The following is a 24409-nucleotide window of genomic DNA, read 5'->3' as shown; positions in this document are numbered from 1 at the left end:
CCAGCCGGTCTTGGATGGTCGGCTGGCCCTGAGCGTTACTTACTTCGAGAGCTGCTCGGAGACGAAGGCGAGAGACTTATCGCCGTTCTGGGAGAGCTCGATGTATTGCTTGCCACGGCAGGCGACGCACTTGTTGCCCACGCGCTCGCAGTCCTTCTGCAGGTCGGCCAGGTAGCTGGCAGCCTGCGGGGCCAGGACGACCAGGTCAAAGTCGGGGAGCATGTCCACGTGGTTGCCATATGCCTCGGCAGCGGTTTCAAGATTGATGCCGCGCTCCTTGGCAGCCTTGGCCAGCGCGTTGGCGAGCAGGCCCGAGGTACCGCCGCCCTGGCAGAGCACGAGCACGCGCTTGCCGTTGAGGTCGCTGGCGGTCGTTGCCTCGGCAGCGGGTGCTGCAGAAGCGGCGGGGGAGTCGGCCTTCACGGCCTCGGCAGCAGCGCCGGCGGCAACGCTCTTGGCGTCAGCCTTGCCCTGGAAGGCATCGTTGAGCTTGGCGGCCTTCTCGGCGTTCTTGGCGGCGAGCTCCTCCTTGGAAATTTCGGCCTCCTCGGCGCACTTCTGGGCGTCATAGGCACGGAAGAACGGGTAGTACAGAACGAAGTCGACGACCAGGATAAGGGCGAGCATCACAAAGGCGAGCGGCTGGAAGCCCAGGCCCATGATGGTGCCGATGGGCCCGGGGACGGTCCAAGGCAGGGTGTACATAAAGCCGTTCATGCCCAAGAAGTCGATAAAGATCTTGAGGATCCAGATGTTGGCGATCGGGGCAAAGACAAACGGGACAAAGAAGACGGGGTTGAGCACGATGGGTGCGGCGAACAGCAGCGGCTCGTTGACGGCAAAGCACACGGGGACGATGGCGGCCTTACCGACGGCGCGCATCTCCTGAGACTTGGCCAGGAAGCAGAACATAAAGACCAGGACAAGCGTGGCGCCGGTGCCGCCCATGCAGACGACGAAGTACTGGGCACCCTGGGTCAGGACAGCGGAAGCGTGCTGACCGGCCTGGAACGCAGCCAGGTTGTCGGTCATATTGGCAACGAGAGCGGCGGCGATGGCGGGCTCGACGATCGAGGGGCCGTGGACGCCCACGAACCAGAAGAGGCTCATGGCGCCGTAGATCACAGCGAGGCCGATGTAGCCGTCGGCGGCGGTGAACAGGGGCTGGAACACCTGGATGACGCCCTGGGCAAAGCAGAAGCCAAAGGCGGCGCGGAAGACAATGTCAAAGACCCAAAAGACGGTGATGCAGACGGAGAAGGGGATGATGTCCTTAAAGGTCTGCGAGATGTTGGGCGGAACCTGCTCGGGCATCTTAACGGTGATGTTGCGCTTAATGAAGAACTTGTAGATGATGCCGGTCACAAACGCAGCGATAAAGGCGGTCAGCAGGCCCTTGGAACCAAGGTAGGTGGTGTTGAAGCCGCTGGCGGCGTCCGTGGCGATCGTGTCGCTCGAAAGGAGCAGAAAGCCGATGATGGCCGCGCACATGCACGAGATGAAGTTGATCTGGTTGTTCTTGGGCAGGTCGCGGTTCTGAGCGTCGGCGAAGTGCTTGGCTGTGGTGGCGGCGCAGGCGATGGCCAGGATGCCCATGGAGTAGTTGTAACACTTCCACAGGGCGTTGTTGATGTCATCGGGCCAGTAGAAACCCCAGATGTTGGGGACCGAGGCTACCAGGCAGAAGATGGACGAGAAGATGATGATGGGGATGACGGAGATAAAGCCGTCGCGGATTGCCTTGAGGTACTTGTTGCGGGCGATCGCGTTGAAAAAGGGCTGGCCCTTTTCGATGATGGCGATGAGTTGCTCCATGCAATGCTCCTAAGAGTCGGTGGGTTAGCAACGATGGTAGCTTTTGGCGTTCGGTTGCCAAAATGTTGACGTTGCCATTTTGCGACACAAAAAAAGACGCGAACCGGTGGTTCCTGTGCCTGCGAACCGTCGATTCCTTACGCGTAAACGTTTGAGCCGCCCGGTGGCTCTGTGTTTGCACAATGGCAACGTTAACATTTGTGCGACAAAAGCCGTTCGGGGAAGCAGGATTGTCGGTGAACGGTAGGTTTTGGGTGGTGAGCGTATTGCGGGGGAGGCGTTGGATATACTTGGAGGCGTTAAAAATGACTGCGTAGGGTGCCGCCAATGGCATCGTCGACATAGAAAGATCGACCTATGGCCGCTGTTAAAAAATCGGTTTCCGTTAAGGATGTGGCGCGTCTCGCGGGCGTCTCGGAGCAGACAGTTTCGCGTACGGTGCACGATTCGCCCAGCGTGCGCCCCGAGACCAAGGAGCGCGTGCGTGCCGCCATGCGCGAGCTGGGGTATCGCCCCAATTTTGCCGGTCGATCGCTGCGCCGCGGCAAGTTTAAGACCGTTGGTGTCGCCATGTTCAACATTACCGGTACCGGTAACCTCGATCGTATGGAGGGCTTTGCCGCCGCGGCTGACAAACATGGCTATGCCATCACCCTTACTAAAGTAGACGGGCATCCGTATACCCTCGAGAGCGCATCGTCGCGTATGAGCGCACTGCCGGTGGACGGTATGGTTGTGATCATGAACCGCATGCCGGCGGACTTTGGCACCTTCGAGCCGCTGCCCGGCATGCAGACGGTGCTCGTTACGATGTTGGAGCACCCGCTCTGTTCTACGGTCGATAACGACCAGTTCGATTGTTCGCGCCAGGTGGTCGAGTACTTGCTGGGGCGGGGGCACAAAACCGTGCACTTTATCTCGTGTCCCGAGCGCTCGCTTTCGGGCATGCGGCGTGAGGAAGGCTGGCGCGAGACATTGCGCGCGCATGGCATTGAGCCACCGCAGCTCGTGCGCGGTGACTGGACGGCGCAGAGTGGATATGCTGCCGGCCAGGTGCTTGCGGATGATCCGACCTGCACGGCCATTTATGCCTCCAACGACGCCATGGCCTACGGCTGCATCCGCGGGCTGGAGTCGCGCGGGAAGTGCGTGCCCCAGGACGTGAGCGTGGTGGGTGTTGACGATAGTCTGGGCGATATCGTGCCCGATCGTCGCCTGACCACGGTGCGCTTTGACAACAAGCGCGTCGGCATGTGGGCGGTCGACAAGATTGCCGGCGCCGAGGGCGTTGAACCCGGTGTGGAGCACATGCTGTTTCCGGGCGTGCTCGTCGAGGGCGATACGGTGCGCGATGTACGCTAGGGCGCGGATCTGTTTGGGTTGCCGCTAATTGTGTTCGATATTGTTCAGATTGGTTTAAAAACCGTTCACGGACGAAAAGTAACCGTTCATAGCTCGAAATTACGTTTTGTGCTGTTCTTTTTTGTTTGAATGTTATTGTTTCTGTCATACACAACGCAGCGCGTATGCCCGGACGCGATGCTCTCCATTGGTTCATATGTGAAAGGAACGCAACATGGCAACCAAAGAAGAAATCTCGATGGTTGGATTCGAGATTGTCGCATACGCAGGTGACGCCCAGACCGATCTGCTTGCAGCGCTCGATGCTGCTCGCGAGGGTGACTTTGAGAAGGCCGAGCAGCTGCACAAGGATGCCAGCGATGCGCTCATCGGTGCCCACGACACGCAGACCAAGCTGCTTTCGCAGGAGGCCGGCGGTGGCGAGATGGAGATGACCTTCATCATGGCTCACGCTCAGGACACCCTCATGACCACTATGATCCTGGAGAAGCAGACCCGCTTTACCATCGATGCCTACAAGCGCATCGCCGAGCTCGAGGCCAAGCTCGCCTAACGAGCCCGCACAACCAAGTCCCCTTCCAAAAGCTCTGCCGCTACCCGCGGCAGGGCTTTTTCTGTCCTCCTCCAAGTTGCGGTGAAATAGGGACTGAATAGGGGCCGGCGGGCACAAAACAAACCCTATTCCACCGCAACTCATCCCGAGACAGTCATTGGGGACGTTCTTAAACGACTAGTCGTTGGGGACAGTCTTGGAGCTTCTGCACGCCCTCCCGTTCGGTTTTTCGATGGGTGGGTATACTTCCATCCGCAATGCAGGCCGGAATGAGGAGGTGTCCAAATGCCGGACAACGGATTGATTCAAAAGACAGATGCGCACGAGATGGCTCATGGGCGTCCTGTCCAGATAACCGAGCATACGACGGTAACCGAGCTGCAGCCCAGCCTGTCCGATGTCGTGTGCGCAAACAAAAAGCTGCAGATTGGCTTTATCGTTGCGCTCGTGGTACTGGCGCTGCTGTCGGGCTTTGTAGCTCGTCCGCATTTTGCCGATACCAAAACTTGGGACTCTACCATCGAGGTCATCGATCAAAAGAAGGGCAATGTTTTGGCGCTCACGACCTCGTGCGTCGCCCTATCTGCGGGTATCACTGCGCTGCCGGGCGATACGGGAACGCCAGTTGCCGAGCAGCTCGCGCAGCTTTCAGGCAACCTTGGTATCGTGCTTGCTGTGCTCTACCTCGAGAAATACCTGCTAACCATTTTGTGGTCGGTTGGCCTGGGCATCTTAATCCCGTTTGCGTTGGTGCTCTTTGCGGTGTCGCTCGGCATTCACGGGCGCTGGAGCACGAGCGCCGTCCTGCGCCGTGTGGCGACGCGCGTGCTGGTGGTTGCCGTGATCGGCATGGCGCTCGTGCCCGCGAGCGTATGGGTGTCGCAGAAGGTCGATGAAACGTATCGAGTGAGCATCGAGACGGCCGAGCAAAAGGCGGCCGACGCTGCGGGTGCGGCAGATAGCGACAGCTCCAAAGTAAGCAAGAAAAAGACCGAGTCCACAGAGTCCAAGAATGTGCTTGAGCAGCTTGCCGACGGCGCCTCGGGTCTCGTCACGTCGGTGACCAGCGGCGCCAAGCAGATGACCGACGAGATCGTGCAGCAGGTGACCGATCTCATCGAAGGCGTCATTGTGATGATCGTGACCTCGTGCGTTATCCCGCTGCTGGTGCTCGCGGCGTTTCTGTGGCTGGGCCACACCCTGCTGGGGATTGATATTTCCGGCCCGGCGAACTATTTGACGGGCCGCTTTCTGAGTGCTCCGTCCAAGCACGCCAAGAAGGGCAGGCAGTCTGAGTAGGCGGCAAAGCGTTCTTTGGAAGATCAACTGTAAGAAGGGCGGCCGAGACACGTTCTCGGCCGCCCTTTTGTTTGTTGAATACGCGGTCGCTACGTCCGCGCCGGGTCCAGACGGTCGGCAATCATCCGTGAACGGTATTTGTTCAAAAAAGAACAAAGATAAACAAATAATTCTTGCAGTTGATGTTCGAATGTGTTCAAATAAACACGAACAGTGAAGAACCGCACATTCAGATGCCCGGACCTGAACGCGATTCAACACTTCCAAACAGAAACTACGCACCTGCGTATCTCTCAAGGAGGATGTCATGAGGGTTGTAATCGCTTCCGATGCCGACGGTATGTCGATGAAGGAGTCCATCAAGGAGATGCTCATCGCCGACGGTCACGAGGTCGTCGACTATTCCGAGACCCCTGCCGCGGACTTTGTCGATTCCGCGACCGCCGTTGCCAAGGACCTGCTGGAGCACAAGGATTCCCAGGGCTTCGCATTCGATAAGTACGGCGTCGGCTCCTATATGGCCGCCGTCAAGATCAAGGGCATGGTCGTCGCCAACATTTCCGACGAGCGTTCCGCCTACATGACCCGCGAGCACAACGGCTCGCGCATGGTCACCATGGGCCCGGGCGTTGTGGGCACCGAGGTTGCCAAGAAGATCGCCCGCGAGTTCCTGCGCGCCCAGTACGCCGGCGGCCGTCACCAGATCCGTGTCGACATGCTCAACAAGATGGCCTAACGAGAGCCACCGAGAACTCGAACTTCTACCTCAACTTGTGAATTCAGACGAAAGGACGTTCTGATGAAGAAGACCATCGCAATCGGTTGCGACCATATCGTTACGGACGAGAAGATCTATCTGGCCGACCGCCTGGAGCAGGCTGGCTACAAGGTGCTCGACTGCGGCACCTACAGCCACACCCGTACGCACTATCCCATCTACGGTAAGGCCGTGGGCGAGGCTGTTGCCAGCGGCAAGGCCGACTTTGGCGTGGCCCTGTGCGGCACCGGCATTGGCATCACCAACGCCGTCAACAAGGTTCCCGGCGCCCGCTGCGCCCTGGTTCGCGACATGACCTCTGCCCTGTATGCCCGTCGCGAGCTCAACGCCAACATCGTGGGCTTTGGCGGCAAGATCACCGGCGAGTTCCTGATGGCCGATATCATGCTTGCCTTCCTGGAGGAGCCCTACGAGAAGACCCCCGAGCACGATGCCCTGATCGCCAAGATCGATGCCTGCAATAAGGCCGATGCCGAGGCTCAGGCTGACCCGCACTTCTTTGACGAGTTCCTCGAGAAGTGGGACCGCGGCGAATACCACGATTAGCGGGTATCCGGCGTAATTAACTAGTCCGTTGACGGCTCGCGTTTCTGTGAGGGGGCGCGAGCCGGTTTTCTATCAGCCCAATTGGCCCAGCGGGCTGGACGTGCATTGTTCTTTTGTTTGCGGCGCTGCCTCATTACCTTTCTGCTAAAGGCACGACGTTCACAATGGATCGTGCGAGATGATATGTGAAGGAGAAGATTCCCATGGAGTTTGTTCTTGATAACGGCTCTGTCCGCATTGCGTTGAGCACGGCTGGCGGATCGTTCACTTCTATTACGGCCAACGGCCGTGAGTACCTGTGGCAGGGTGACCCGGCGGTCTGGTCGGGCCAGGCACCCATTTGTTTCCCGATCTGCGGCGGCCTTCGTGACGGTCGCGCAATGACCATGGGCGGCCGCGAGGTCAAGCTTGCCCGTCACGGCTTTGCGCGCAAACAGGAGTGGAAGCTCGATGAGCAGGGCGACAACATGGTTGCGCTGAGCCTAAGCTCTGCCGACCATGCCGAGTTGCTCGAGCAGTACCCGTATCCGTTTAAGATCGTTGCTCGTTACACGATCGATGCGGAAAAGGTGGCCGTGTCGTACGAGGTGACCAATGAGGGCACCGAGGACATGCCGTTCTTTGTGGGCGGTCACCCTGGCTTTAAGTGCCCGCTTGATGAGGGCGAGTCCTATGACGACTACGAGCTCCGTTTTGAGCAGCGCGAGGCTGCCGAGCTCTGTACTGCCGTTCCCTCGACGGGCCTGATTGATGTTGAGCATCGCAGCAAGAACCCCATGATCGGCCAGAACCTGCCGCTTACCCACGAACTCTTCGACTTCGCGGAGACCATCTTTGACGTGCTCGAGAGCCGCGTGGTTACGTTGACCAAGAAAACCGAGGACAAGGGCGTGCGCCTGACGTTCCCCGATATGCCGTACCTGATTGTGTGGAGCAAGCCCGAGGGCGACTTTGTGGCTGTTGAACCGTGGGGTGGTCTGTCCACCTGCTCCGACGAGGACGATATTCTGGAGCACAAGCGTGGCTGCCTGGTGGCCAAGCCGGGAGAGACCGTCACTTGCGGCTTTGAGATCGAGATCCTTTAACGAGTTATCGTATGTTTGGGGCCGCGCGTGCCGTGCCCCGGAAACAGGAGTTCAATATGATTCTGACCGTTACCATGAATCCGTCGATTGATACGCGCTATCAGCTCGACAAGCTGATCATCGACGATGTTAACCGTGTGACGCCCGAAAAGACCGCTGGCGGTAAGGGCCTCAACGTGAGCCGCGTGCTGCTGCAGTTGGGCGACGATGTGCTCGCGACCGGTCTGCTCGGCGGCCACATGGGTGCCTATATGGCCGAGCTTATGGATGCCGACGGCGTCAAGAACGACTTTGTGCCCATCGCCGGTGAGACGCGCATTTGCCTGAATATTCTGCACGAGGGCAATCAGACCGAGCTGCTGGAGAGCGGTCCGCAGATCGCCCCGGCCGAGCTCGAGGCCTTTACGGCCAAGTTCGCCGAGCTTGCAGCGAAGGCGGACGTTGTGACGCTTTCGGGCTCGCTGCCGCGTGGCGTCGATGCCGGCTACTATGCCGAGCTCGTCAAGATCGCCGAGGAGGCGGGCGCCAAGGTGCTGCTCGACACCTCGGGTGCATCGCTGGAGGCCGCGCTGGAGTCCGACGCTAAGCCCGAGCTCGTAAAGCCCAATCTGACCGAGATTAACGGCCTGCTGGGTACGTCCTTTACGACCGATGATGTCGATGCCCTGCGCGAGGCGCTCGCCGCCGATGACCGCTTTGCCGGTATTCCCTGGGTTGTCGTTTCGATGGGCGCTGCCGGTTCGGTTGGCTTCCATGAGGGTCGCGCGTTCCGCGCCAAGACGCCCGCGATTGCGGCTGTGAACGCGACGGGTTCCGGCGACTCGACCATCGCCGGCTTTGCGCATGCCATTGCTGCCGGCGCCGACGACGTCACGGTGCTCAAGACCGCCAATACCTGCGGCAAGCTCAACGCCATGGATCCCAAGACCGGCCACCTGGTCATGGACCGCTGGGACGAGGTCTACAACAGCGTTGTCGTGACTGAACTGTAGGGTTACGCGGTTTTACCAAACCGCGTAACGGCGCGACGCTGCAAACGCCCCTAAGCGGCAATCTGACGTTCAATCGTCGGGCATGACCAAAAGGTCAATGCCCTCCTCTTTCACGTCACCTTGCTCGCTTAGGGGCGTTTTCGCTGTCGTTGCCAAGACACCGGCGTTGCCTTGGTCGCAAGTAGTCATTGGGGACGCTCTTTAATGACTAGTCGTTTAAGAACGCCCCTTAAGAATGACCCCAATGACTACACTCAAAAACGGCGCCCGTCGGCGATGTTGCCGGCGGGCGCCGTTGTCTTGAAGACGAAATGATCTGTTTTCCTCCGTCCCCAAGGGACCATTACAGTGAGTCGATAAAGCGCTGCTGGGCGGCGCGGCCGGCTTCGTCCCACTTAAAGACGCCGGCGTTGTCGAGCACGTGGCCAAACACCACGCCGACCTCCTCGTGCAGGATGTCGATGGCGTTTTCGGCCGTAAGCTCGTCGGCGCGGCGGGCAAAGACGTCCTCGGCCCATGCGGCGTGGCTACGGCATAGATCATCGCCCTCGAGCGCACCGGCAAGGTCGTAGCTGGCATCGGCCTTGGCCGCTAGCAAGTGCTCGCGGACAGCGCCGAGCTCGGGAACCAGGCGCGGCGGAAGAATGGCCAGGCCCATGACCTCGATCAGGCCGATGTTCTCCTTCTTAATATGGTGGTACTCGGCATGCGGGTGGAAAACGCCCAGCGGATGCTCGCCGGTCGTGATGTTGCAGCGAAGCGCCAGGTAGGCCTCGTAGATCTCGCCGCCGGCGTTGCCGCGGGAGTCGACGCGGCGGATGACGGGCGTCACGGTGTTGTGCGCTACGCCGTCGGCTGTGTGCGCGATGACGCCCACCGACTCATCGGTCCACTCGCGCCAAGCGAGGATGATCTTCTCGGCGGCGTCGAGCAGCTGGGCGCGGTCGTGCGAGCGCAGTCGCAGCACCGAAAGCGGCCACTGCAACACGGTACCGCTGACTTGGTCAAAGCCAGGCACGCTAAACTGCGAGACCTCGGTGGCATGCATCATTGGGAACTCGTGCGCGCCGCCCTGGAAGTGGTCGTGCGACAGAATCGAGCCGCCTACGATGGGCAGGTCGGCGTTGGAGCCAATAAAGTAGTGCGGGAACAGGTCGACAAAGTCGAGCAGGCAGGTCAGCCCCTTGCGGTCGACGTGCATCGGACGATGCTCAGAGCTCATGGCAATGCAGTGCTCGTTAAAGTACGCATACGGGCTGTACTGGAAGCCCCAGCGCTCGCCGTTGAGCTGAATGGGGATAACGCGCAGATTCTGGCGGGCGGGGTGAGCGCCGCCGTCGGCTGCGGCAGAGCGTCCGGGATAGCCCTCGTTTTCGATGCAGAGCTGGCAGGCGGGATACTTATCTCCCGTGTTCTTTGCAACGCCGGCCGCGGCAATGTCACGCGGGTCCTTCTCGGGCTTCGACAGGTTGATAGTGATCTCGAGGTCGCCCCAGTTGGTGGAGGTGCTCCATTTGATGTTGCGCGCGATGGCGGCGCGGCGCACGTAGCCGGCGTCGCAGCACAGGCCGTAGAACCAGTCGGTCGCGGCGCGGGGCTCGTCGACGCCCATGCGGCCGTTGAATTCCTCGTTTACAATCGAAGGCCTCGGCATCAGCACGCCCATGATGCGCATGGCGATGCGGTCGCGGCCCGATGCCGTGTCCTCGGCGGCACCGTTGGCGACGGCGGCCTCGGAAAGCGCGGCAAGCGTGCCCTCCAGGTCAAAATCGGGGAGCGTATCGGGGTGCAAGAGCGAGAGCTTCTCGTTCTGCAACGCCCAGGTCATGTCGAGCGCGGGGCCCGTGGCGCCGATGCACTCCAGAATGGTGTTGTAGGCCCAGATGCGGTCGTCCTGTCCGATCATCGATCGGTGGATAGCATACTCAGTCAGGCCCTGCGCAGCCTCGCGCACATCAGTCATTACAGCCATGCCGCGTAAGCCCCCTTGTCAGAGATAGCGTAATGACGGGCAGAGCCCTCGCCCAGCCAGCCGTTCATCTTGGCGATGAAGGTGTCGACCAGGTCGAGCGGCACGAAGGCCTGGATGGTGCCACCAAAGCCGCCACCGTGGATACGGACGGCGCCTCGGCCGTCGAGGACATGCTCGGCCAGTGCCAAGGCGTACATGGAAGGCTGCTCGGAGCCCAGCTTGGCAACGACATTCTGCAGGTACATGGCAGAGCTGGCGCCGGACTCGCGCGTCAGGACCAGGAACTGGTCGATGTCGCCGGCGTTCAGGGCAGCCCAGCGCTTGTCGACTAGGCCGTTTTCGTACCAGTAGTGAACGGCGCGCAGGCAGGCACGGTCGCCCAGCTTGGCGCGCAGCTCGGGGAGTTTGGCGTCAAAGTCCGCCACGTTTACCTCGCACAGACGCGCCTTGCCAAACTCGGCGGCGACGTCCTGCATCTCGCGCGGAACGGCGGCGTAGTCGTCGGTAGCTGCCACATGGTCGGCACCGACCTTAACGAGCACGAGTGCATAGCCGTGATCCTCAAAGTTGAGTTCGAGCTTCTGGGTCTTGGGCTGGGCCTGATCCTCAAAGTCCATGTAGGCGAGTCCGCCCAAGCAAACGGCGGCCTGGTCCATCAGACCGCAGGGCTTGCCGTAGTAGTTGTTCTCGGTGCGCTGGCTCATCTGGGCGAGCGTGACGGGCTCAATGGCGGGCGCGCCCCAGAGCGTCTCCATGGCACGACCGTACGCGGCTTCGACGGCGGCAGAGCTGGAAAGGCCGCCGCCCGAGGGGACGGAGCAGGTAAAGGCAAAGTCGAAGCCTTTGGGCTCAACGCCAAGGGCTGCGACCTCGTGGGCCATACCGCGCACGAGGCTTGCGGACGTGCCCTTCTCGGACTCCTGAACGTCTAGCGTGTCGAGCGCGATCTCAAACGTGGGATAGCCCTCGTCGGCAACGCGAACCTTGTTGGAATCGGTTGCCACGGCGATGCCGTCGACGGCGACATCGAGCGAGCCGGCGATAACGTGGCCACCCTCGTGGTCGGTGTGGTTGCCGCTGATCTCGGAACGGCCGGGCGCGTGCACGTAGAGCACCTGGCGGTCGCCGATGGGGCCAAACTCCTCCTCGAACAGCTTGGTGAGCGTGGCGAATGTCTTTTCGTCGGGGGTGGTCATGGGAGTCCTTTCCTTGGCGCGCACGGGTGGGTTTTGCGTCGTTATGAGTACGTTAACAACTTGAAGCGGCATGAACCAAGTGTTCACAATACCGCACGTTACGGGCTATGTTAACGTACTCATAACACATCGCTTGTCACTTTTTGAGAATCTGGTAATCGGTAGAAATTCAGCCGTGAACGGTACTGCCGTATGGACTTATAAAGCAGAAGAGATGCAGATAGAAAAAGTAGAGTACGTTAACATGCGTCCGACGATAGCGGGCCTCGGCGCGGGATGTATTTCTGCCCGGGCCGGCATTCACGCTATTCAGATCTCGCAAGGGTGAAGGTGATCCTGTGGCAAGGCGCCCGTCCAACGATACCAGTTCGCGTCCGGTCTCCATGGCCGACGTCGCCCGCGCTGCCGGCGTTTCGCAGCAGACGGTTTCGCGCGTCGCCAACGGCTTGCCTAACGTTAACGAGCAGACGCGCCAGCGCGTACAGGCCGCTATGCAAAAGCTCGGCTTTCGTCCGAGTTATGCCGGTCGCTCGCTGCGCGACGGCCGTTATCATTCGGTCGGCCTGTGCGTCAACGATGTCACCAAGTTCGGCAACCTCTCAATGATCGACGGCATCGCCAGCGCTGCTCGCGAGCATAATTGCGCCATCACGCTGGTCGAGATGTCCAAGACCGAGGAGTTTTCGCTTGCCGAGGCCACGCGTCGTATGGCCGCATTGCCGGTGGACGGCATCATTATCGGCATGAGCCGTATGGCGCCCGATTTTGAGACGTTTGATCCACTGCCGGGCATTGGCACGGTCATCGTTACCATGTACGCGCACCCGCGGGTGACCACGGTAGACTCCGATCATTACGGCTGCTCGCTCTTGCTTATGAATCACCTGTTTGAGCTGGGGCATGAGCAAATTCGCTATATTGGCGGCCCGTCGTTCTCGGTCGACGAGCAATTTCGTCGAGCCGGTTGGCAGGATGCGCTCGAGCGTAGGCACATTAAGCCGCAGACGCCGCTCGAGGGCGACTGGTCTGCCAACAGCGGTTACGAGGCCGGCAGATATCTGGCCGAGCACGACCGCACCATGACGGCGATTTACGCGGCAAACGACCAGATGGCAAACGGCGCAATTGCAGCGCTGCGCGATAGTGGCTTGCGCGTGCCCGAGGACGTGAGCGTGGTGGGCGTCGATGATTCGCTCGATGATTTTGTGGCACACAACGAGCTCACGACCGTGCGATTTGATCTACATCAGCGCGGACGCGAGGTATTCGAGCATGCGGTTCCCGAGGCGGGTACGGCGGGCAAAACCGTTGCCATTCGTATTCCCGGCCAGCTCATTATTCGACATAGCACGGCGATACCGCGCGCATAGTTTGCGCAGGTAAACGGCGATTTATCGTATTTCAATAACAATCGGTATGGATGCCGGCAGATAACAGCTGGGATACTGCCGAGTGTTATGATAGACGGGTTCTTTTGTCTATCTAGGAGGCTTTGCCTGATGGAGATCACCAAGGATATCCGCTACATCGGTGTCGACGATCACGACATTGACCTGTTCGAGGGCCAGTACGACGTGTCCGAGAACGGTATGGCATACAACAGCTACGTTATCTTGGGCGAAAAGATCGCTGTCGCCGATTCAGTCGATGGCGGTTTTGTCGACGAATGGCTCGGCAACCTCGAGGCCGCGCTCGATGGCCGTACGCCCGACTACCTGGTCGTCCATCACATGGAGCCCGATCACTCCGCCGGTATCGCCGCCTTTATGGAGCGCTATCCCCAGGCACAGATTGTGGCCAGCATGGGCGCCTTCCGCATGATGGTCAACTACTTTGGCACCGACTACCCCGAGCGTAAGATAGTCGTCAAAGAGGGCGACGTGCTCGACCTGGGTGGCCACAGCCTAACGTTTGTCTGCGCCCCCAACGTGCACTGGCCCGAGGTGATCTTCTCCTACGAGTCTACCGACAAGGTGCTCTTTAGTGCCGACGGCTTTGGCAAGTTCGGCGCCAACGACATCGAGGACCCGGAAGGCTGGGCCTGCGAGGCGCGCCGCTACTACTTTGGCATCGTCGGTAAGTTCGGCAAGTTCGTGCAGGCCGTGCTCAAGAAGGCCGCCGACCTGGACATTCAGATTATCTGTCCGCTCCACGGCCCCGTGCTGACCGAGAATCTGGGCTATTACCTCGACACCTACAACACCTGGTCGAGCTATCAGCCCGAGGACGAGGGCATCACGATCGCCTATGTGAGCGTGTATGGCCATCTGAAGGCTGCTGTTGAGGAGCTCGCTTCTGCGCTCGAGGCTCGCGGCCAGAAGGTTTCCGTTTTTGACCTGGCACGCGACGATATGGCCGAGGCCGTTGAGGATGCGTTCCGCTATGACCGTCTGGTGCTCGCCTCCATCACCTATCAGGGCGAGATCTTCCCGTTCATGAGCACCTTTATCCATACGCTTGCCGAGCACGCCTATCAGAACCGTACGGTGGCACTCGTCGAGGCCGGCTCTTGGGCGCCCACCGCTGCCAAGGTTATGACCAAGGAGCTCGAGGGCATGAAGGACATCACCCTGGCGCAGAACAAGGTGACCGTGCTGGGCTCGCTCAACGACGCCTCGCGCGCTCAGATCGAGGTTCTCGCCGACGAGCTTTCCAAGTAGCGATATATCGCTTTTAACGCTCAAACCACCACAAAGGGGACAGGCACCTTTGTGGTGGTTTTTGTTTAAGCGCCGGCGATGACGAGATTTGGGCGGGCGTCGTCGACGATATCGGCGATTGAGGTGGCTACGGTGTGATCGGGGTCGCGGTCCATCACGATGGTGTCGACGTCGGTAAGCTCGGCAAAGCGGTACATGCCACGTCCGTTGACCTTGCTGGCATCCATGAGGGCGACGCTTTGACGGGCGGCACCGACCATAGCCGCTTTGGTCTCGGCCATCTGCGGAAAGTCGGTCGTAAAGCCGCAGCCGGGAACAAAAGCGCCGGGGCACATGACGGCAAGGTCGGCGTGGACCATTTGGAGCGCCTGCATGGTAAGTGGGCCGTACAGATAGCGATGACCTTTGCGCAGTGCCCCGCCCAGCATGACGACATCGACCGAGGGCATGCTCTCGTCGATATAATCAGCGATGGTAATGTCGGCCGTGATAACGGTGATGCCGTCGCGCTGGTCGAGGAGCCGGACGAACTCAAGCGCCGTGGTGCCCGAATCGACGAGCAGCGTGTCGCCGTCATTGACAAGCTCGATGGCGCTTTGCGCGATGGCCTGCTTGGCAGCGACGTTGACATTGATGCGGCGATCCTGCGTGGAAACGGTCAGGCGTTTGTGGAGCGATACGGCACCACCATGTGTGCGGCGCAGCTTGCCTGCTTCGGCGAGCGCGTCCAGGTCGGCGCGGGCGGTGACGGAGGACACGCCAAAGGTCTGGGCGATTTCTGCTACCTGCACCGAGGCATTATGCTCGAGCATTTCCATAATGGCGGACCGACGCTCATCGGCGAAAGCTCGGGTTGTTGCATGGGCCATATCCGCTCCATCATCGTCTGAAATTTGCAGGAATTGTGTTGAGTCTATTTTCGTTCATTTTCTTTTTAAGTAAGAAAACGCCTTTCGATTACTTACTTTTTCTATAAAAGAAAGATAATCAAGGCTCAAAACTCAATTTCGAACACGCGCGCTCGGGTTCGACCCCTTCCGTTTACTTTTCAAAAATGAAGGTTGGACCTCGCGCGATGACAATATCTCGCACATGCATACCCGCTGAATTTCATACAATGAGCGCAGCAAAACGCAAGGTAAAACGCCTTGTGAACAACTACGCCCGATGTCCAGATGCGGGCGAGGGAGAGGAGCAAACGCTCATGGCACTTGTTACCACCGAAAAGATGCTCAAGGACGCTCAGGCCGGCCACTACGCTGTTGGCGCTTTCAACGTCGAGAACCTCGAGTTTGTTATGGCCGTTCTGGCCGCTGCCGAGGAGACCAAGTCCCCAGTCATCATGCAGACCACCCCGGGCACCATCAAGACCGCTGGCCTGGATTACTTCTACGGCATGGTCAAGGCCGCTGCCGAGCGCGCTTCCGTACCCGTCGCCCTGCACCTCGATCACGGCGATGGCTATGACCGCTGCATGCAGGCTTTCCGCACGGGCTACACCTCCGTTATGATCGACGGCTCGCACGAGTCCTTCGAGGACAACATCGCCCTGACCAAGTCCGTCGCCGACGCTGGCCGCGCCATGGGCGTGCCCGTCGAGGCTGAGCTCGGTAAGGTTGGCGGCAAGGAGGACGACGGTCCCGCGGTTGAGGGCGAGAGCCCCTACACCGATCCGGCCGAGGCCAAGGAGTTCGTCGAGCGTACCGGCTGCACCTCCCTCGCAATTGGCGTTGGCACCAGCCACGGTGTGTACACGAGCGATCCGCACATCGAGCAGTCCGTGGTCAAGGCCATCCGCGACGCCGTCGACGTGCCGCTGGTCCTGCACGGCACCTCCGGTGTGCCCGATGAGCAGGTTGCCGAGGCTGTGAAGAACGGCATCTGCAAGGTTAACTACGCCACCGAGCTGCGTCAGGCCTACACCAAGGGCTTCATGGCCTACATGGCCGAGAACCCCGCCTGCTTCGATCCCAAGAAGCCGGCCAAGGAGGGCATGCGTGAGATCACCGAGCTGGTTAAGATCCGCATGACCAACCTCAACTCTGTGGGCAAAGCAGAGTAACAACAAGGGTACTCTGATCCCACCGGACGGTTTGGGCGGGTCCCGTACTTAGTTTCCAAAACGTCCTCGCGCATGAAGGCCCCCGTTGTCTCGCTTCTTCGAAGCGTTGACAACGGGGGCCTTCGCGCTGCGGAATGATTTTGGAAACTAAGTACGGGACCCGCCCAAACCGTCCTGCTCAATCGCCCTTGTGGCGTTGGGGCTGAAAGGGTGGGACGCGTGGGTTATTTGGTTGTTAGGGTTAGTAGGTCGTTGGGGGTTTTGAGGTTGTAGGTGGCGTTTGGGATATCTTGGTGTGATCCCCATGCTGCTCGGGCAAAACTGACCCCTGCCGAAGTTGCGCATTGTTCGTCGTAGACGGTGTCGCCAACGTAGACGACGTTGCCAGGATTCGCGCCCGTACGCCGGAGATATTCGAGCATGGGAGCGGGTGCGGGTTTATGTTCGGTTGTGTCTTCGACAAGGATGATGTGCTCAAAATACTTATCGAAGCCAAGGGGTGCAATTTCTTCTGCGTATTCGTCGCGCGCACGTGAGGAGACGATGCCAAGTTTGCAGCCATTGTCGGAGAGTGTTGCGATAACTTGGTGCAAGCCGGGAAACACGCTGATGGTGCTTTTAAAGCTGGCGGCAACTTGGCACCAGCGATCCAGCGTTGCCTGTGAGTAGATCCCAAGTTTCTCAAGGGCGTTCTTGCCGGGTATGCCGAGGGCAAATTCAAGCTCGTGTCGGGGGAGCGTTTTGCCGGTTTCTTCTTGGACAATCTGGCCAAGCGATGACAGCACGCTTTCTTCTGTATCTGCCAATGTCCCATCAACGTCAAACACGATATGGTCAAAGTGCTTCATATGATTGCTCCTCTCTGTTGTTTGCCTGCAAGTTTGATGCAGTGACAGAAAAAGGGCTAGCGGGATTTCTGCCTGGTACTATCGAGATTCTGCCTCGCTGCTCGATAGCTCGAAGGAGTGCATCCCATTTGTTCTTTAAATACCTGGCCAAGATGGCTTGCTGTCGCAAAGCCGCATTGGCGCGCGACTGTCTGGACCGTTCGCGTGGTGTGTGCCAAAAGTTCGCAAGCACGGTTTACGCGGTATGCGCGCAGATATGCCGCCGGGGTCGTTCCTGCGCAAGCTTCGATAATGCGGTAACACTCTCTTTCGCTTACGCCGGATGCAGATGCCATCTGGGGCACATCTATAGCGGCTGCATAGTTTGCGCGGATATAGTCCAGGATTGCCTTGAACTGTACGTCGCGGTTGGTCATCCAAGAGGTGTTGTCGGAGGAAAAGAGCGGTTCGGCCTTGGCGTAAATCTGAATCCAGAGCTCTGACAAACTATTTCGAAGCGCCATCTCGTTCTGCGGCCGTTGAAGGTCGTGGTTAAAGGAACTCTTTAGCAAATCGATAAAGGGCATATCGTCGGGGTTGGTGGGCGACCATTTGAGCACATCGACGCCTCGACATTGCAGCAAAGGATTGATATAGCGCTTTTGAAGGCGTCCCGCGGGATCGCCGAGCATCGACGGCTGAAAGATATGCAACATTTGAATGGCTGGTGCCGAATTGGGTGATTGCAGCGTGCTGTGCAAAACGCCGCCGTTGATAAAGCCGGCGGACCCTTCCTCAAAGCGTACGTGCTCATGAGCCGCGCGCGTTCGATAGTCAATCGCTCCCTGCTCCATGTAGAAAAGCTCAACTTCGGAATGCCAGTGCCAGGGGACGGAATTGCCCGGATAGCGAGCGAATTCTGCGCGTTCGGCAATATAGGGCCAGTCTTCGCCGGTCTCGGGAAACGCTTCCTCGCGTCCTCCGCGGTGCAATTCTATGTGATCCATGTTTCGCATGGCATCAGTATAAAGCGCGATGGGCTTAGATTGCTCTTGCCTGTTCGGGGAACGCCTTGTCTAGGGATGCTTGGAGCTTTTCGAACGATGCTCGCAAGTTGTGGCTCTGGTCGGTTGAGCGTTTGGCTTTTGTGGTGGGGGAGTCGAGGAAGCCGTTTCTCTGTGTCGGGGGGAAGGAGAAAAGGTTCGCATGATTTAGGGATGGCTGCTGTGCTGCGTCATTGGAAGAATGCATGCTTATGCGGCCTCCTCGATGTCCACCAAAAGTTTGCGCACGGGGTGTGCTGCTAGATCCCGTGCGTTGGCAGTATTATGCCGCGGACGTCGCAAAGAAGCGCTAAAGAAAGGCTTAACCTGGTTTGGTGTTACGATGAAACCGCAGGTAAAAGCTATCGAGTAACACTCTTGAAAGGTTTTGGGCTTAAGAGCTTTCTAAGGTTTGTGACGTGGATGTGGCGCGGACGTGCGGGGCGTGTGGACGGCTCGTTCCTAGCGCTGCAGCTCTGCGGTGCGCACCTGCTCGATGACCTTTTCCATCGTGGCGTCGATGCGGTCCTTTTTGAGCTCACATTCCCAGATGGTTATGGGTGTCCAGCCCATTTGAGTGAGTGCTGCCACGGCGGCTCGGTCGCGCTCGACGTTGCGGCGGAACTTTGCCTCCCAAAACTCAACATTGCGCTTGGGCTGACTTGGGTTGCATTTGGGGCAGCGATGCCAAAAGCAGCCGTTGACGAAGATGGCGATCTTGCGCCCGGGAAAGGCGATGTCGGGTTTTCCGGGCACCTTCCATTCCAGACGGTATCCCGTAAGGCCTGCGGCGCGCAGGCGCTGGCGAACGAGCAGCTCAGGTTTGGTGTTCGCACGCTTGTTGCCCTTCATGGACTTTTTTATAGCGGCGCGACGGCGCACGAGCTCACGCTCGTCGGCAGAAAGGTCCGAGGTATCGATGCCGTCCAGCAGGCCGGGCTTGGGGCGCTTTTTGCTACGGTGCTTAGGTGCGCGCTTGGGTTTGGCGGCAGACTCGTCGGCCATGGCGGCCTCGGCGTCATCGGCGGCGCTTGCCTCAAGCCGGTCTTCCTTCAGCTCAATCAGGGCATTAATAAGCCCCTTGTCGGCGGGCATCCATTCCACCGTGGCAAGCGAGGTGCGCGGAATCCAGCGGATATCGAGCTGGCGGTCGTGCTTCTGAGGCTCATCGGATTCATCGGCGAGCGAGCAGTAGTAGCACTCCATGGAGAGATGGAAATCGGGGTAGTCATACTCAACGGTGTAGAAATCGCGCAGGTTGGTGACTTTTACCTGCAGCTCTTCCATAAGCTCGCGGCGTACGGCGTCCTCGGGCGTCTCGCCGCGCATGAGCTTGCCACCGGGGAACTCCCAAAGTCCCTGCATGTCGCCATAGCCGCGCTGCACGGCAAGCAGCTCATCAGATCCATCCTTGCGAATGATCCCAGCGGCAACATGAACAGTCTTCAACAGGAGTCCTCTCTCAACATCAACGCGTGGCAGGGTAGCTACGCGTACCTTACACAACGGTAAGGCAAGCGTAAGCCATATCGATGGTAGCCGACTCGTCTTCTTGCGACTATAGATGCCGTAGACTAATTGCAAGAAAGGACTCGGTATGCAAACCACGCACATGGCGACCCCGGTACTGGAGGTCGCGCATCTCGAAAAGGTATACGGAGCGCTGGGCAACGTGACCCGCGCGCTCAACGACGTCAGCTTTACCGTCAACCGCGGTGAATTTGTTGGCATCATGGGCGCTTCGGGCTCGGGCAAGTCGACGTTGCTCAACTGCGTGTCGACCATCGATAGCGCCACGAGCGGCACGATCCGCATTAACGGCCAGGACGTGACGCGCATGAAGCAGGCCAAACTCTCGCAGTTCCGCCGCGAGGAGCTCGGCTTTATCTTCCAGGACTCCAACCTGCTCGATACGCTCACGGCACGCGAGAACATCGCTCTGCCGCTCACCATCGCCCGCACAAACTCGGCAGAGATCTCGACTCGCGTGCAGGATGTGGCAGCGCGCCTGTCCATCAGCCAGGTGCTCGACAAGTATCCCTACCAGATGTCCGGCGGTCAGCAGCAGCGCGTTGCCGCGGCTCGCGCGCTCGTCACCGACCCCACCATGATCATGGCCGACGAGCCTACCGGCGCCCTCGACTCCAAAAGCGCCCGCCTGTTGCTCGAGAGCCTAGAGGCCCTTAACCGCCGCCTACGCGCCACCGTGCTCATGGTCACGCACGACAGCTTTGCCGCCAGCTACACGAGCCGTGTGCTGTTTATTCGCGACGGCAAGATCTTCACCGAGCTGCGCCGCGGCGACATCGACCGCCGAGAGTTCTTCGACCGCATTATGGAGGTCGTTGCCATGATGGGCGGTGAGGGCTCCGATGCTCTGTAAACTCGCTTGGGGCAACGTCCGCCGCGCCGGCCGCGACTACCTCGTCTACTTGCTGACGCTCACCCTGGGCGTCACGGTCTTCTATGCCTTTAACACCATCTCGATGCAGGTCGACATCGCCGGCATCGATGAAGAGGGCTTGGCGCAGGTTATGGGCAGCATACTCGGCGACCTAACGTACTTTTTGGCCGGTGTCATGGCCTTTTTGATGGTGTATGCCAATAACTTCATCATGAAACGCCGCAAGAAGGAGTTTGGCCTGTACCAGGTGCTCGGCATGGGGCGCGGGCGCGTCGCCACGATCATGGCGCTCGAGACCGTGATAGTATCGGTCGTGGCCTTTGTCGCCGGCATTGTGCTGGGTGTGGGACTCTCCCAGCTCATGACGTTCTTTACGGCCTCGCTCTTTAAGACACAGATCGCCAATTTCCACTTCTTTTTCTCGATGCATGCGTTCAATCTGACCCTTGCCTGCATGCTCGTAATGTTTGTGCTCACGCTACTGCTGAACCTTCGCGCCGTGCGTCGCACCAAACTCATCGAGCTTATGGGTGCCGAGCGTCGCAACGAGAGCATCAAGACGCGCAACCCCTGGATTGCGATTGCCATCTTTGCCGTGGGCGTGGTGCTTGTGGGCGTGGCCTATTACCGTCTGCTACGTGATGGGTTCCCGCTAACCGCGACGGACAGCAAGCTGCAAGAGGCCATGAACCAGTTTGGCATTACGACCGCTATGGTTACAGTGGGCACCTTTGCCCTGTTCTGGGGACTCTCGGGCATGCTCATCAAGCTGCTGCAGAGCCTGCGCGGCGTGTATTGGCGCGGCCTCAACATGTTTACCGTGCGCCAGCTTGCGGCCAAGGTCAACACGGTGTGCTTTTCGATGGGCGTCATCGCGATGCTCCTGTTTTTGGCCATCACCTCGGTGACGTGCGGTATGTCGATTGCCAATGTGATGAACGAAAACCTGGAGCGCTATAACCCTGTTGACGTGTCACAGACGTATGTCTATTACACGCCCGATACGCTCGACTACTACAAAGAGTACATCAATCCGTCTGAAGCCGATCGCATGGTGCTGGCCGATAGTACGGTCGATTTGTACTCCGCATGGCACGGCGATCCATGGCACGGCGATCGTAAGGGCAAGTCGGCGGACAACAACGACGAGACCGGCAAGAAGGTCAATATTGCCGATGTTGCCGGTGAGCATGTGCAGATCGATTCGTATCTGAGTTACCCGCTTGGCGGTTCGGATCCTTCGGTGACTCCAAGTGAAATGTGCAAGGCCATGGGCGAAAAGCTTCCCAAGGCGTTCGGGGGTAGCAATGCCGATACGATGGGTCTGTTTGTGACGCCGGCGAGCCAGTACAACAAACTGCGTCAGATGATGGGCGAGGAGCCGGTGCACATCGGTCACGACCAGTATCTGCTCACGTGTGATATGGGCGGCGAGCTGGTCGACCTGTACACCAAGTATATGGCTGGCGGCCATGCCCTTACCTTGGGCGGGCATACGCTCAAGCCCGCAACCGATAAGTCGGACGAAGATGCGGCGGCCATCGCCAACTCGGCGATGGGCAGTAATCCGGGTACCGTCGTCGTTGCCGACGAGCTGTTGTCCCAACTTAATCTGCAGCCGTATTCCAGTAGCCTGCTCGTTAACTACAAACAGGGGATGGATACGACCGAGGCAGACGAGAGTATTAAATACACTGTGCTCGACAATCTGCTCGTTGACGGCAAGGAGCCGGGGTCGTGGGGAACCTTCATCACACGCTCCGAGATGTACGCGCAAGCAGCGCAAATGAACGGTCTTATTAGCTACCTAGCCATCTACATCGGCTTTGTATTGGTCGTTGCATGCGCGGCGATTCTGTCGATCCAGCAACTCTCCAACGTGGCCGACGGCAGCCGCAGCTATCGTGTGCTGGCACAGATCGGCTGTGAGGACCGCCAGATTCGCCATTCGGTGATGGCGCAGCAAGCAGTGTTCTTCCTGTTCCCTCTGGCAGTGGGCCTGGCGCACTCCTTTGTGGCACTTAAGGTGATCATCGAGCTGGTGAGCATATTCGGAAATATGAGCATCGGCGGCACCGTGGGCCTCACCTGTGCAATCTTCCTGGCAGCCTATGGCGGATACTTCCTGGTGACCTACCTCATGAGCGCCGGAATGGTGCAAGCTGCCATAGCCACCCGCTACAGCGAGTAGCTCGTTCAGCTCGGATTTATCGTAGGTTGAGCATAAGTCAGCGAAAACGCCCCTAGGCGAGCAAGGTGACGTGAAAGAGGAGGGAAGCGTACTTCGGTACGCGACCGACGATTGAACGTCAGGTTGCCGCTTAGGGGCGTTTGCAGCGTCGAGCCGTTACGCGGTTTGGCAAACCGCGTAACTAAATACGCTCTGCGATCTCGTGGATGAGGTAGTCGGTCTTTTCCCAGCCCAGGCACGGGTCGGTGATCGACTTGCCAAAGACACCGCCGTCGACCGGCTGGTTGCCATCCTCCAGGTAGGACTCGATCATAAAGCCCTTGACCAGCTTGGAGATGGACTCGTTGCGGCGGCAGCTGTCGAGCACCTCCTTGCAAATGCGATACTGCTCCAGCGGACGCTTGCCCGAGTTGTCGTGGTTGCAGTCGATGACCGCTGCCGGATTGGCATAGCCGGCATGCTCGGTATAGCGTTCGGCCAGGCGCTCCAGGTGCTCGTAGTGGTAGTTGGGGTAGGTGCGACCGTCGAGACCGATGTAGCCACGCATAACGGCGTGCGCGAGCGGATTGCCGTCGCACTCGACCTCCCAGTTGCGGAAGATGAAGCTCTGGTGCGCCTGCGCGGCGTAAATGGAGTTGAGCATAACGGTGGTAGAGCCGGCAGTGGGATTCTTCATGCCGACGGGTACCGAAATGCCGCTCGACACCAGGCGATGCTCCTGGTTCTCGACCGAGCGTGCGCCCACGGCAACATAGCTCAGCAGGTCGACGAGGTATTGGTAGTTGGACGGGTAGAGCATCTCATCGGCGGTAAAGAAGCCGGTCTCCTCGATGACGCGCAGGTGCATGTGGCGGATGGCCTTGACGCCCTCGAGCAGGTCGTCGGGAGCCTCGGGGTTGGGGTTGTGCAGAAGACCCTTGTAGCCGGTGCCCTTGGTGCGCGGCTTATTGGTGTAGACGCGCGGAATGATGATGAGCTTGTCCTTGACCTCTTCGGCGACCTTGGCCAGTCGGTTCATGTACTCAAGCACCGAATCCTCGCGGTCGGCAGAGCACGGGCCGATGATGAGTACCTTGCGCGCGTCCTCGCCGGTAAAGACTTTGGCGACCTCGGCGTCAAATGCCTGCTTTTTGGCAGTAAGCTCGGCGGAAAGCGGCATCTCCTCGCGGATCTCCATGGGGATCGGCAGCCTGCGTTTGAATTCCATGGCCATAGGGGCCTCCTCAATCAATTGATGGCAATGAGAACATTGTCGAATGCTCGGCATTATCCGCTGTCGCACGCTAAAGTGCAAGTCCTTGTCACCCCGAAACCTGCCAAAAAGGGACAGGTTTATTTTGGCAGGTTTTATCTGGGCAAACGTCGGCGGATGCCGGGAGGGAGCTGCGCCACGCGGAACCCTAAGGCTGTTGCCGGTTCCCCAGGAAACACTCCGTGGGCAAAAAATGCCAAATATGAGTACTGTTGCTCACCTAGTAACATATCCGTCTAGCGAGATAATAGACAAAGTGATAAATATGTTCATTAACGTTGGCAGACAGAAGCCTGCTAACGGGCGTTTTGATTAATTCAAAGGCGTATAGGGGTAGCGCGCAGAGATGTGGTGTAAGAGGCGGGGAATGCC

The 24409-nt window shown here is 59.0% G+C and carries 20 protein-coding genes; 12 read left to right on the top strand and 8 right to left on the bottom strand.

Features of this window, described 5'->3' with window-relative positions; translation table 11 throughout:
- Nucleotides 1-39 precede the first annotated feature (39 nt).
- Nucleotides 40-1815 (bottom strand): lactose/cellobiose PTS transporter subunit IIB, encoded by a 1776-nt coding sequence (locus tag DWY51_RS03475; RefSeq protein WP_117766473.1) that lies wholly within the window; start codon nt 1813-1815, stop codon nt 40-42.
- A 357-nt stretch (nt 1816-2172) separates the two neighbouring features.
- On the opposite strand from DWY51_RS03475, the gene DWY51_RS03470 reads away from it, so the two are divergent.
- The 7 genes from DWY51_RS03470 to DWY51_RS03440 all read left to right on the top strand — a co-directional run bounded on the left by DWY51_RS03470 (nt 2173) and on the right by DWY51_RS03440 (nt 8430).
- Nucleotides 2173-3177, top strand: a complete 1005-nt coding sequence (locus DWY51_RS03470) for a LacI family DNA-binding transcriptional regulator (protein WP_117766475.1) — start codon at nt 2173-2175, stop codon at nt 3175-3177.
- Between the two features lie 214 nt (nt 3178-3391).
- Entirely contained in the window at nt 3392-3730 is a 339-nt protein-coding gene (locus DWY51_RS03465) for a PTS lactose/cellobiose transporter subunit IIA (protein ID WP_006234827.1), read from the top strand.
- Between the two features lie 285 nt (nt 3731-4015).
- On the top strand, nt 4016-5029 hold the full coding sequence (locus DWY51_RS03460; protein WP_117766477.1) for a hypothetical protein: 1014 nt from the start codon (nt 4016-4018) through the stop codon (nt 5027-5029).
- 307 nt (nt 5030-5336) lie between these two features.
- Entirely contained in the window at nt 5337-5765 is a 429-nt protein-coding gene (lacA, locus tag DWY51_RS03455; protein WP_006234830.1) for a galactose-6-phosphate isomerase subunit LacA, read from the top strand.
- A 63-nt stretch (nt 5766-5828) separates the two neighbouring features.
- Complete coding sequence (gene lacB / locus DWY51_RS03450; protein WP_006234831.1) at nt 5829-6353, top strand: galactose-6-phosphate isomerase subunit LacB; 525 nt, start codon at nt 5829-5831, stop codon at nt 6351-6353.
- Nucleotides 6354-6556: 203 nt separating this feature from the next.
- Entirely contained in the window at nt 6557-7438 is an 882-nt protein-coding gene (locus tag DWY51_RS03445) for an aldose 1-epimerase family protein (RefSeq protein WP_117766479.1), read from the top strand.
- 56 nt (nt 7439-7494) lie between these two features.
- Nucleotides 7495-8430 carry a hexose kinase gene (locus DWY51_RS03440; protein WP_117746107.1) on the top strand — a complete coding sequence of 312 codons (936 nt, stop codon included), beginning with the start codon at nt 7495-7497 and terminating at the stop codon, nt 8428-8430.
- 343 nt (nt 8431-8773) lie between these two features.
- Here DWY51_RS03440 and DWY51_RS03435 read toward each other — a convergent pair whose 3' ends face one another.
- Together DWY51_RS03435 and DWY51_RS03430 are read right to left on the bottom strand one after the other, a co-directional pair.
- Complete coding sequence (locus DWY51_RS03435) at nt 8774-10402, bottom strand: UDP-glucose--hexose-1-phosphate uridylyltransferase (RefSeq protein WP_187364996.1); 1629 nt, start codon at nt 10400-10402, stop codon at nt 8774-8776.
- Complete coding sequence (locus tag DWY51_RS03430) at nt 10393-11598, bottom strand: galactokinase family protein (protein WP_117766485.1); 1206 nt, start codon at nt 11596-11598, stop codon at nt 10393-10395. The genes DWY51_RS03435 and DWY51_RS03430 overlap by 10 nt, the downstream gene beginning before the upstream one ends.
- Before the next feature lie 383 nt (nt 11599-11981).
- Here DWY51_RS03430 and DWY51_RS03425 point away from each other — a divergent pair, with 383 nt between their 5' ends.
- On the top strand, nt 11982-12968 hold the full coding sequence (locus tag DWY51_RS03425; protein ID WP_117769957.1) for a LacI family DNA-binding transcriptional regulator: 987 nt from the start codon (nt 11982-11984) through the stop codon (nt 12966-12968).
- A 129-nt stretch (nt 12969-13097) separates the two neighbouring features.
- Nucleotides 13098-14258, top strand: coding sequence for an FprA family A-type flavoprotein (locus DWY51_RS03420; protein WP_187364997.1), 1161 nt, complete (start codon nt 13098-13100; stop codon nt 14256-14258).
- Nucleotides 14259-14323: 65 nt separating this feature from the next.
- On the opposite strand, the gene DWY51_RS03415 is transcribed toward DWY51_RS03420, so the two are convergent.
- The gene (locus DWY51_RS03415; protein ID WP_117769884.1) at nt 14324-15127 is read right to left on the bottom strand and encodes a DeoR/GlpR family DNA-binding transcription regulator; all 804 of its coding nucleotides are present in this window, start codon (nt 15125-15127) and stop codon (nt 14324-14326) included.
- 335 nt (nt 15128-15462) lie between these two features.
- Here DWY51_RS03415 and DWY51_RS03410 point away from each other — a divergent pair, with 335 nt between their 5' ends.
- Nucleotides 15463-16320 carry a class II fructose-bisphosphate aldolase gene (locus tag DWY51_RS03410; RefSeq protein WP_022095149.1) on the top strand — a complete coding sequence of 286 codons (858 nt, stop codon included), beginning with the start codon at nt 15463-15465 and terminating at the stop codon, nt 16318-16320.
- A gap of 224 nt (nt 16321-16544) precedes the next feature.
- Here the strand turns inward: DWY51_RS03410 and DWY51_RS03405 are convergent, their stop codons facing one another.
- The 3 genes from DWY51_RS03405 to vsr all read right to left on the bottom strand — a co-directional run bounded on the left by DWY51_RS03405 (nt 16545) and on the right by vsr (nt 19639).
- Complete coding sequence (locus DWY51_RS03405; RefSeq protein WP_117769883.1) at nt 16545-17168, bottom strand: HAD family hydrolase; 624 nt, start codon at nt 17166-17168, stop codon at nt 16545-16547.
- Nucleotides 17169-17224: 56 nt separating this feature from the next.
- Nucleotides 17225-18154, bottom strand: a complete 930-nt coding sequence (locus DWY51_RS03400; RefSeq protein WP_158556899.1) for an AraC family transcriptional regulator — start codon at nt 18152-18154, stop codon at nt 17225-17227.
- Between the two features lie 498 nt (nt 18155-18652).
- Complete coding sequence (gene vsr / locus DWY51_RS09625; protein WP_233504612.1) at nt 18653-19639, bottom strand: DNA mismatch endonuclease Vsr; 987 nt, start codon at nt 19637-19639, stop codon at nt 18653-18655.
- Between the two features lie 148 nt (nt 19640-19787).
- Between vsr and DWY51_RS03380 the strand changes: the two genes are divergently transcribed.
- Nucleotides 19788-20573, top strand: coding sequence for an ABC transporter ATP-binding protein (locus DWY51_RS03380; protein WP_117769880.1), 786 nt, complete (start codon nt 19788-19790; stop codon nt 20571-20573).
- Nucleotides 20563-22785 (top strand): ABC transporter permease, encoded by a 2223-nt coding sequence (locus tag DWY51_RS03375; RefSeq protein WP_117769879.1) that lies wholly within the window; start codon nt 20563-20565, stop codon nt 22783-22785. The genes DWY51_RS03380 and DWY51_RS03375 overlap by 11 nt, the downstream gene beginning before the upstream one ends.
- Before the next feature lie 181 nt (nt 22786-22966).
- Here DWY51_RS03375 and DWY51_RS03370 read toward each other — a convergent pair whose 3' ends face one another.
- Complete coding sequence (locus DWY51_RS03370; RefSeq protein ID WP_117769878.1) at nt 22967-23998, bottom strand: 3-deoxy-7-phosphoheptulonate synthase; 1032 nt, start codon at nt 23996-23998, stop codon at nt 22967-22969.
- Between the last annotated feature and the right edge of the window lie 411 nt (nt 23999-24409).

The organism is Collinsella sp. AF25-2LB, from assembly GCF_003458415.1.
In the GTDB taxonomy this organism is placed as follows: domain Bacteria; phylum Actinomycetota; class Coriobacteriia; order Coriobacteriales; family Coriobacteriaceae; genus Collinsella.
This window is presented reverse-complemented; position numbering and strand designations above follow the sequence as displayed.

Coding starts and splice junctions, on each gene's coding strand:
- DWY51_RS03475 (WP_117766473.1), bottom strand. CDS start 1,815: ATGGAGCAACTCATCGCCATCATCGAAAAGGGCCAGCCCTTTTTCAAC.
- DWY51_RS03470 (WP_117766475.1), top strand. CDS start 2,173: ATGGCCGCTGTTAAAAAATCGGTTTCCGTTAAGGATGTGGCGCGTCTC.
- DWY51_RS03465 (WP_006234827.1), top strand. CDS start 3,392: ATGGCAACCAAAGAAGAAATCTCGATGGTTGGATTCGAGATTGTCGCA.
- DWY51_RS03460 (WP_117766477.1), top strand. CDS start 4,016: ATGCCGGACAACGGATTGATTCAAAAGACAGATGCGCACGAGATGGCT.
- lacA (WP_006234830.1), top strand. CDS start 5,337: ATGAGGGTTGTAATCGCTTCCGATGCCGACGGTATGTCGATGAAGGAG.
- lacB (WP_006234831.1), top strand. CDS start 5,829: ATGAAGAAGACCATCGCAATCGGTTGCGACCATATCGTTACGGACGAG.
- DWY51_RS03445 (WP_117766479.1), top strand. CDS start 6,557: ATGGAGTTTGTTCTTGATAACGGCTCTGTCCGCATTGCGTTGAGCACG.
- DWY51_RS03440 (WP_117746107.1), top strand. CDS start 7,495: ATGATTCTGACCGTTACCATGAATCCGTCGATTGATACGCGCTATCAG.
- DWY51_RS03435 (WP_187364996.1), bottom strand. CDS start 10,402: ATGGCTGTAATGACTGATGTGCGCGAGGCTGCGCAGGGCCTGACTGAG.
- DWY51_RS03430 (WP_117766485.1), bottom strand. CDS start 11,598: ATGACCACCCCCGACGAAAAGACATTCGCCACGCTCACCAAGCTGTTC.
- DWY51_RS03425 (WP_117769957.1), top strand. CDS start 11,982: ATGGCCGACGTCGCCCGCGCTGCCGGCGTTTCGCAGCAGACGGTTTCG.
- DWY51_RS03420 (WP_187364997.1), top strand. CDS start 13,098: ATGGAGATCACCAAGGATATCCGCTACATCGGTGTCGACGATCACGAC.
- DWY51_RS03415 (WP_117769884.1), bottom strand. CDS start 15,127: ATGGCCCATGCAACAACCCGAGCTTTCGCCGATGAGCGTCGGTCCGCC.
- DWY51_RS03410 (WP_022095149.1), top strand. CDS start 15,463: ATGGCACTTGTTACCACCGAAAAGATGCTCAAGGACGCTCAGGCCGGC.
- DWY51_RS03405 (WP_117769883.1), bottom strand. CDS start 17,168: ATGAAGCACTTTGACCATATCGTGTTTGACGTTGATGGGACATTGGCA.
- DWY51_RS03400 (WP_158556899.1), bottom strand. CDS start 18,154: ATGGATCACATAGAATTGCACCGCGGAGGACGCGAGGAAGCGTTTCCC.
- DWY51_RS03380 (WP_117769880.1), top strand. CDS start 19,788: ATGCAAACCACGCACATGGCGACCCCGGTACTGGAGGTCGCGCATCTC.
- DWY51_RS03375 (WP_117769879.1), top strand. CDS start 20,563: ATGCTCTGTAAACTCGCTTGGGGCAACGTCCGCCGCGCCGGCCGCGAC.
- DWY51_RS03370 (WP_117769878.1), bottom strand. CDS start 23,998: ATGGCCATGGAATTCAAACGCAGGCTGCCGATCCCCATGGAGATCCGC.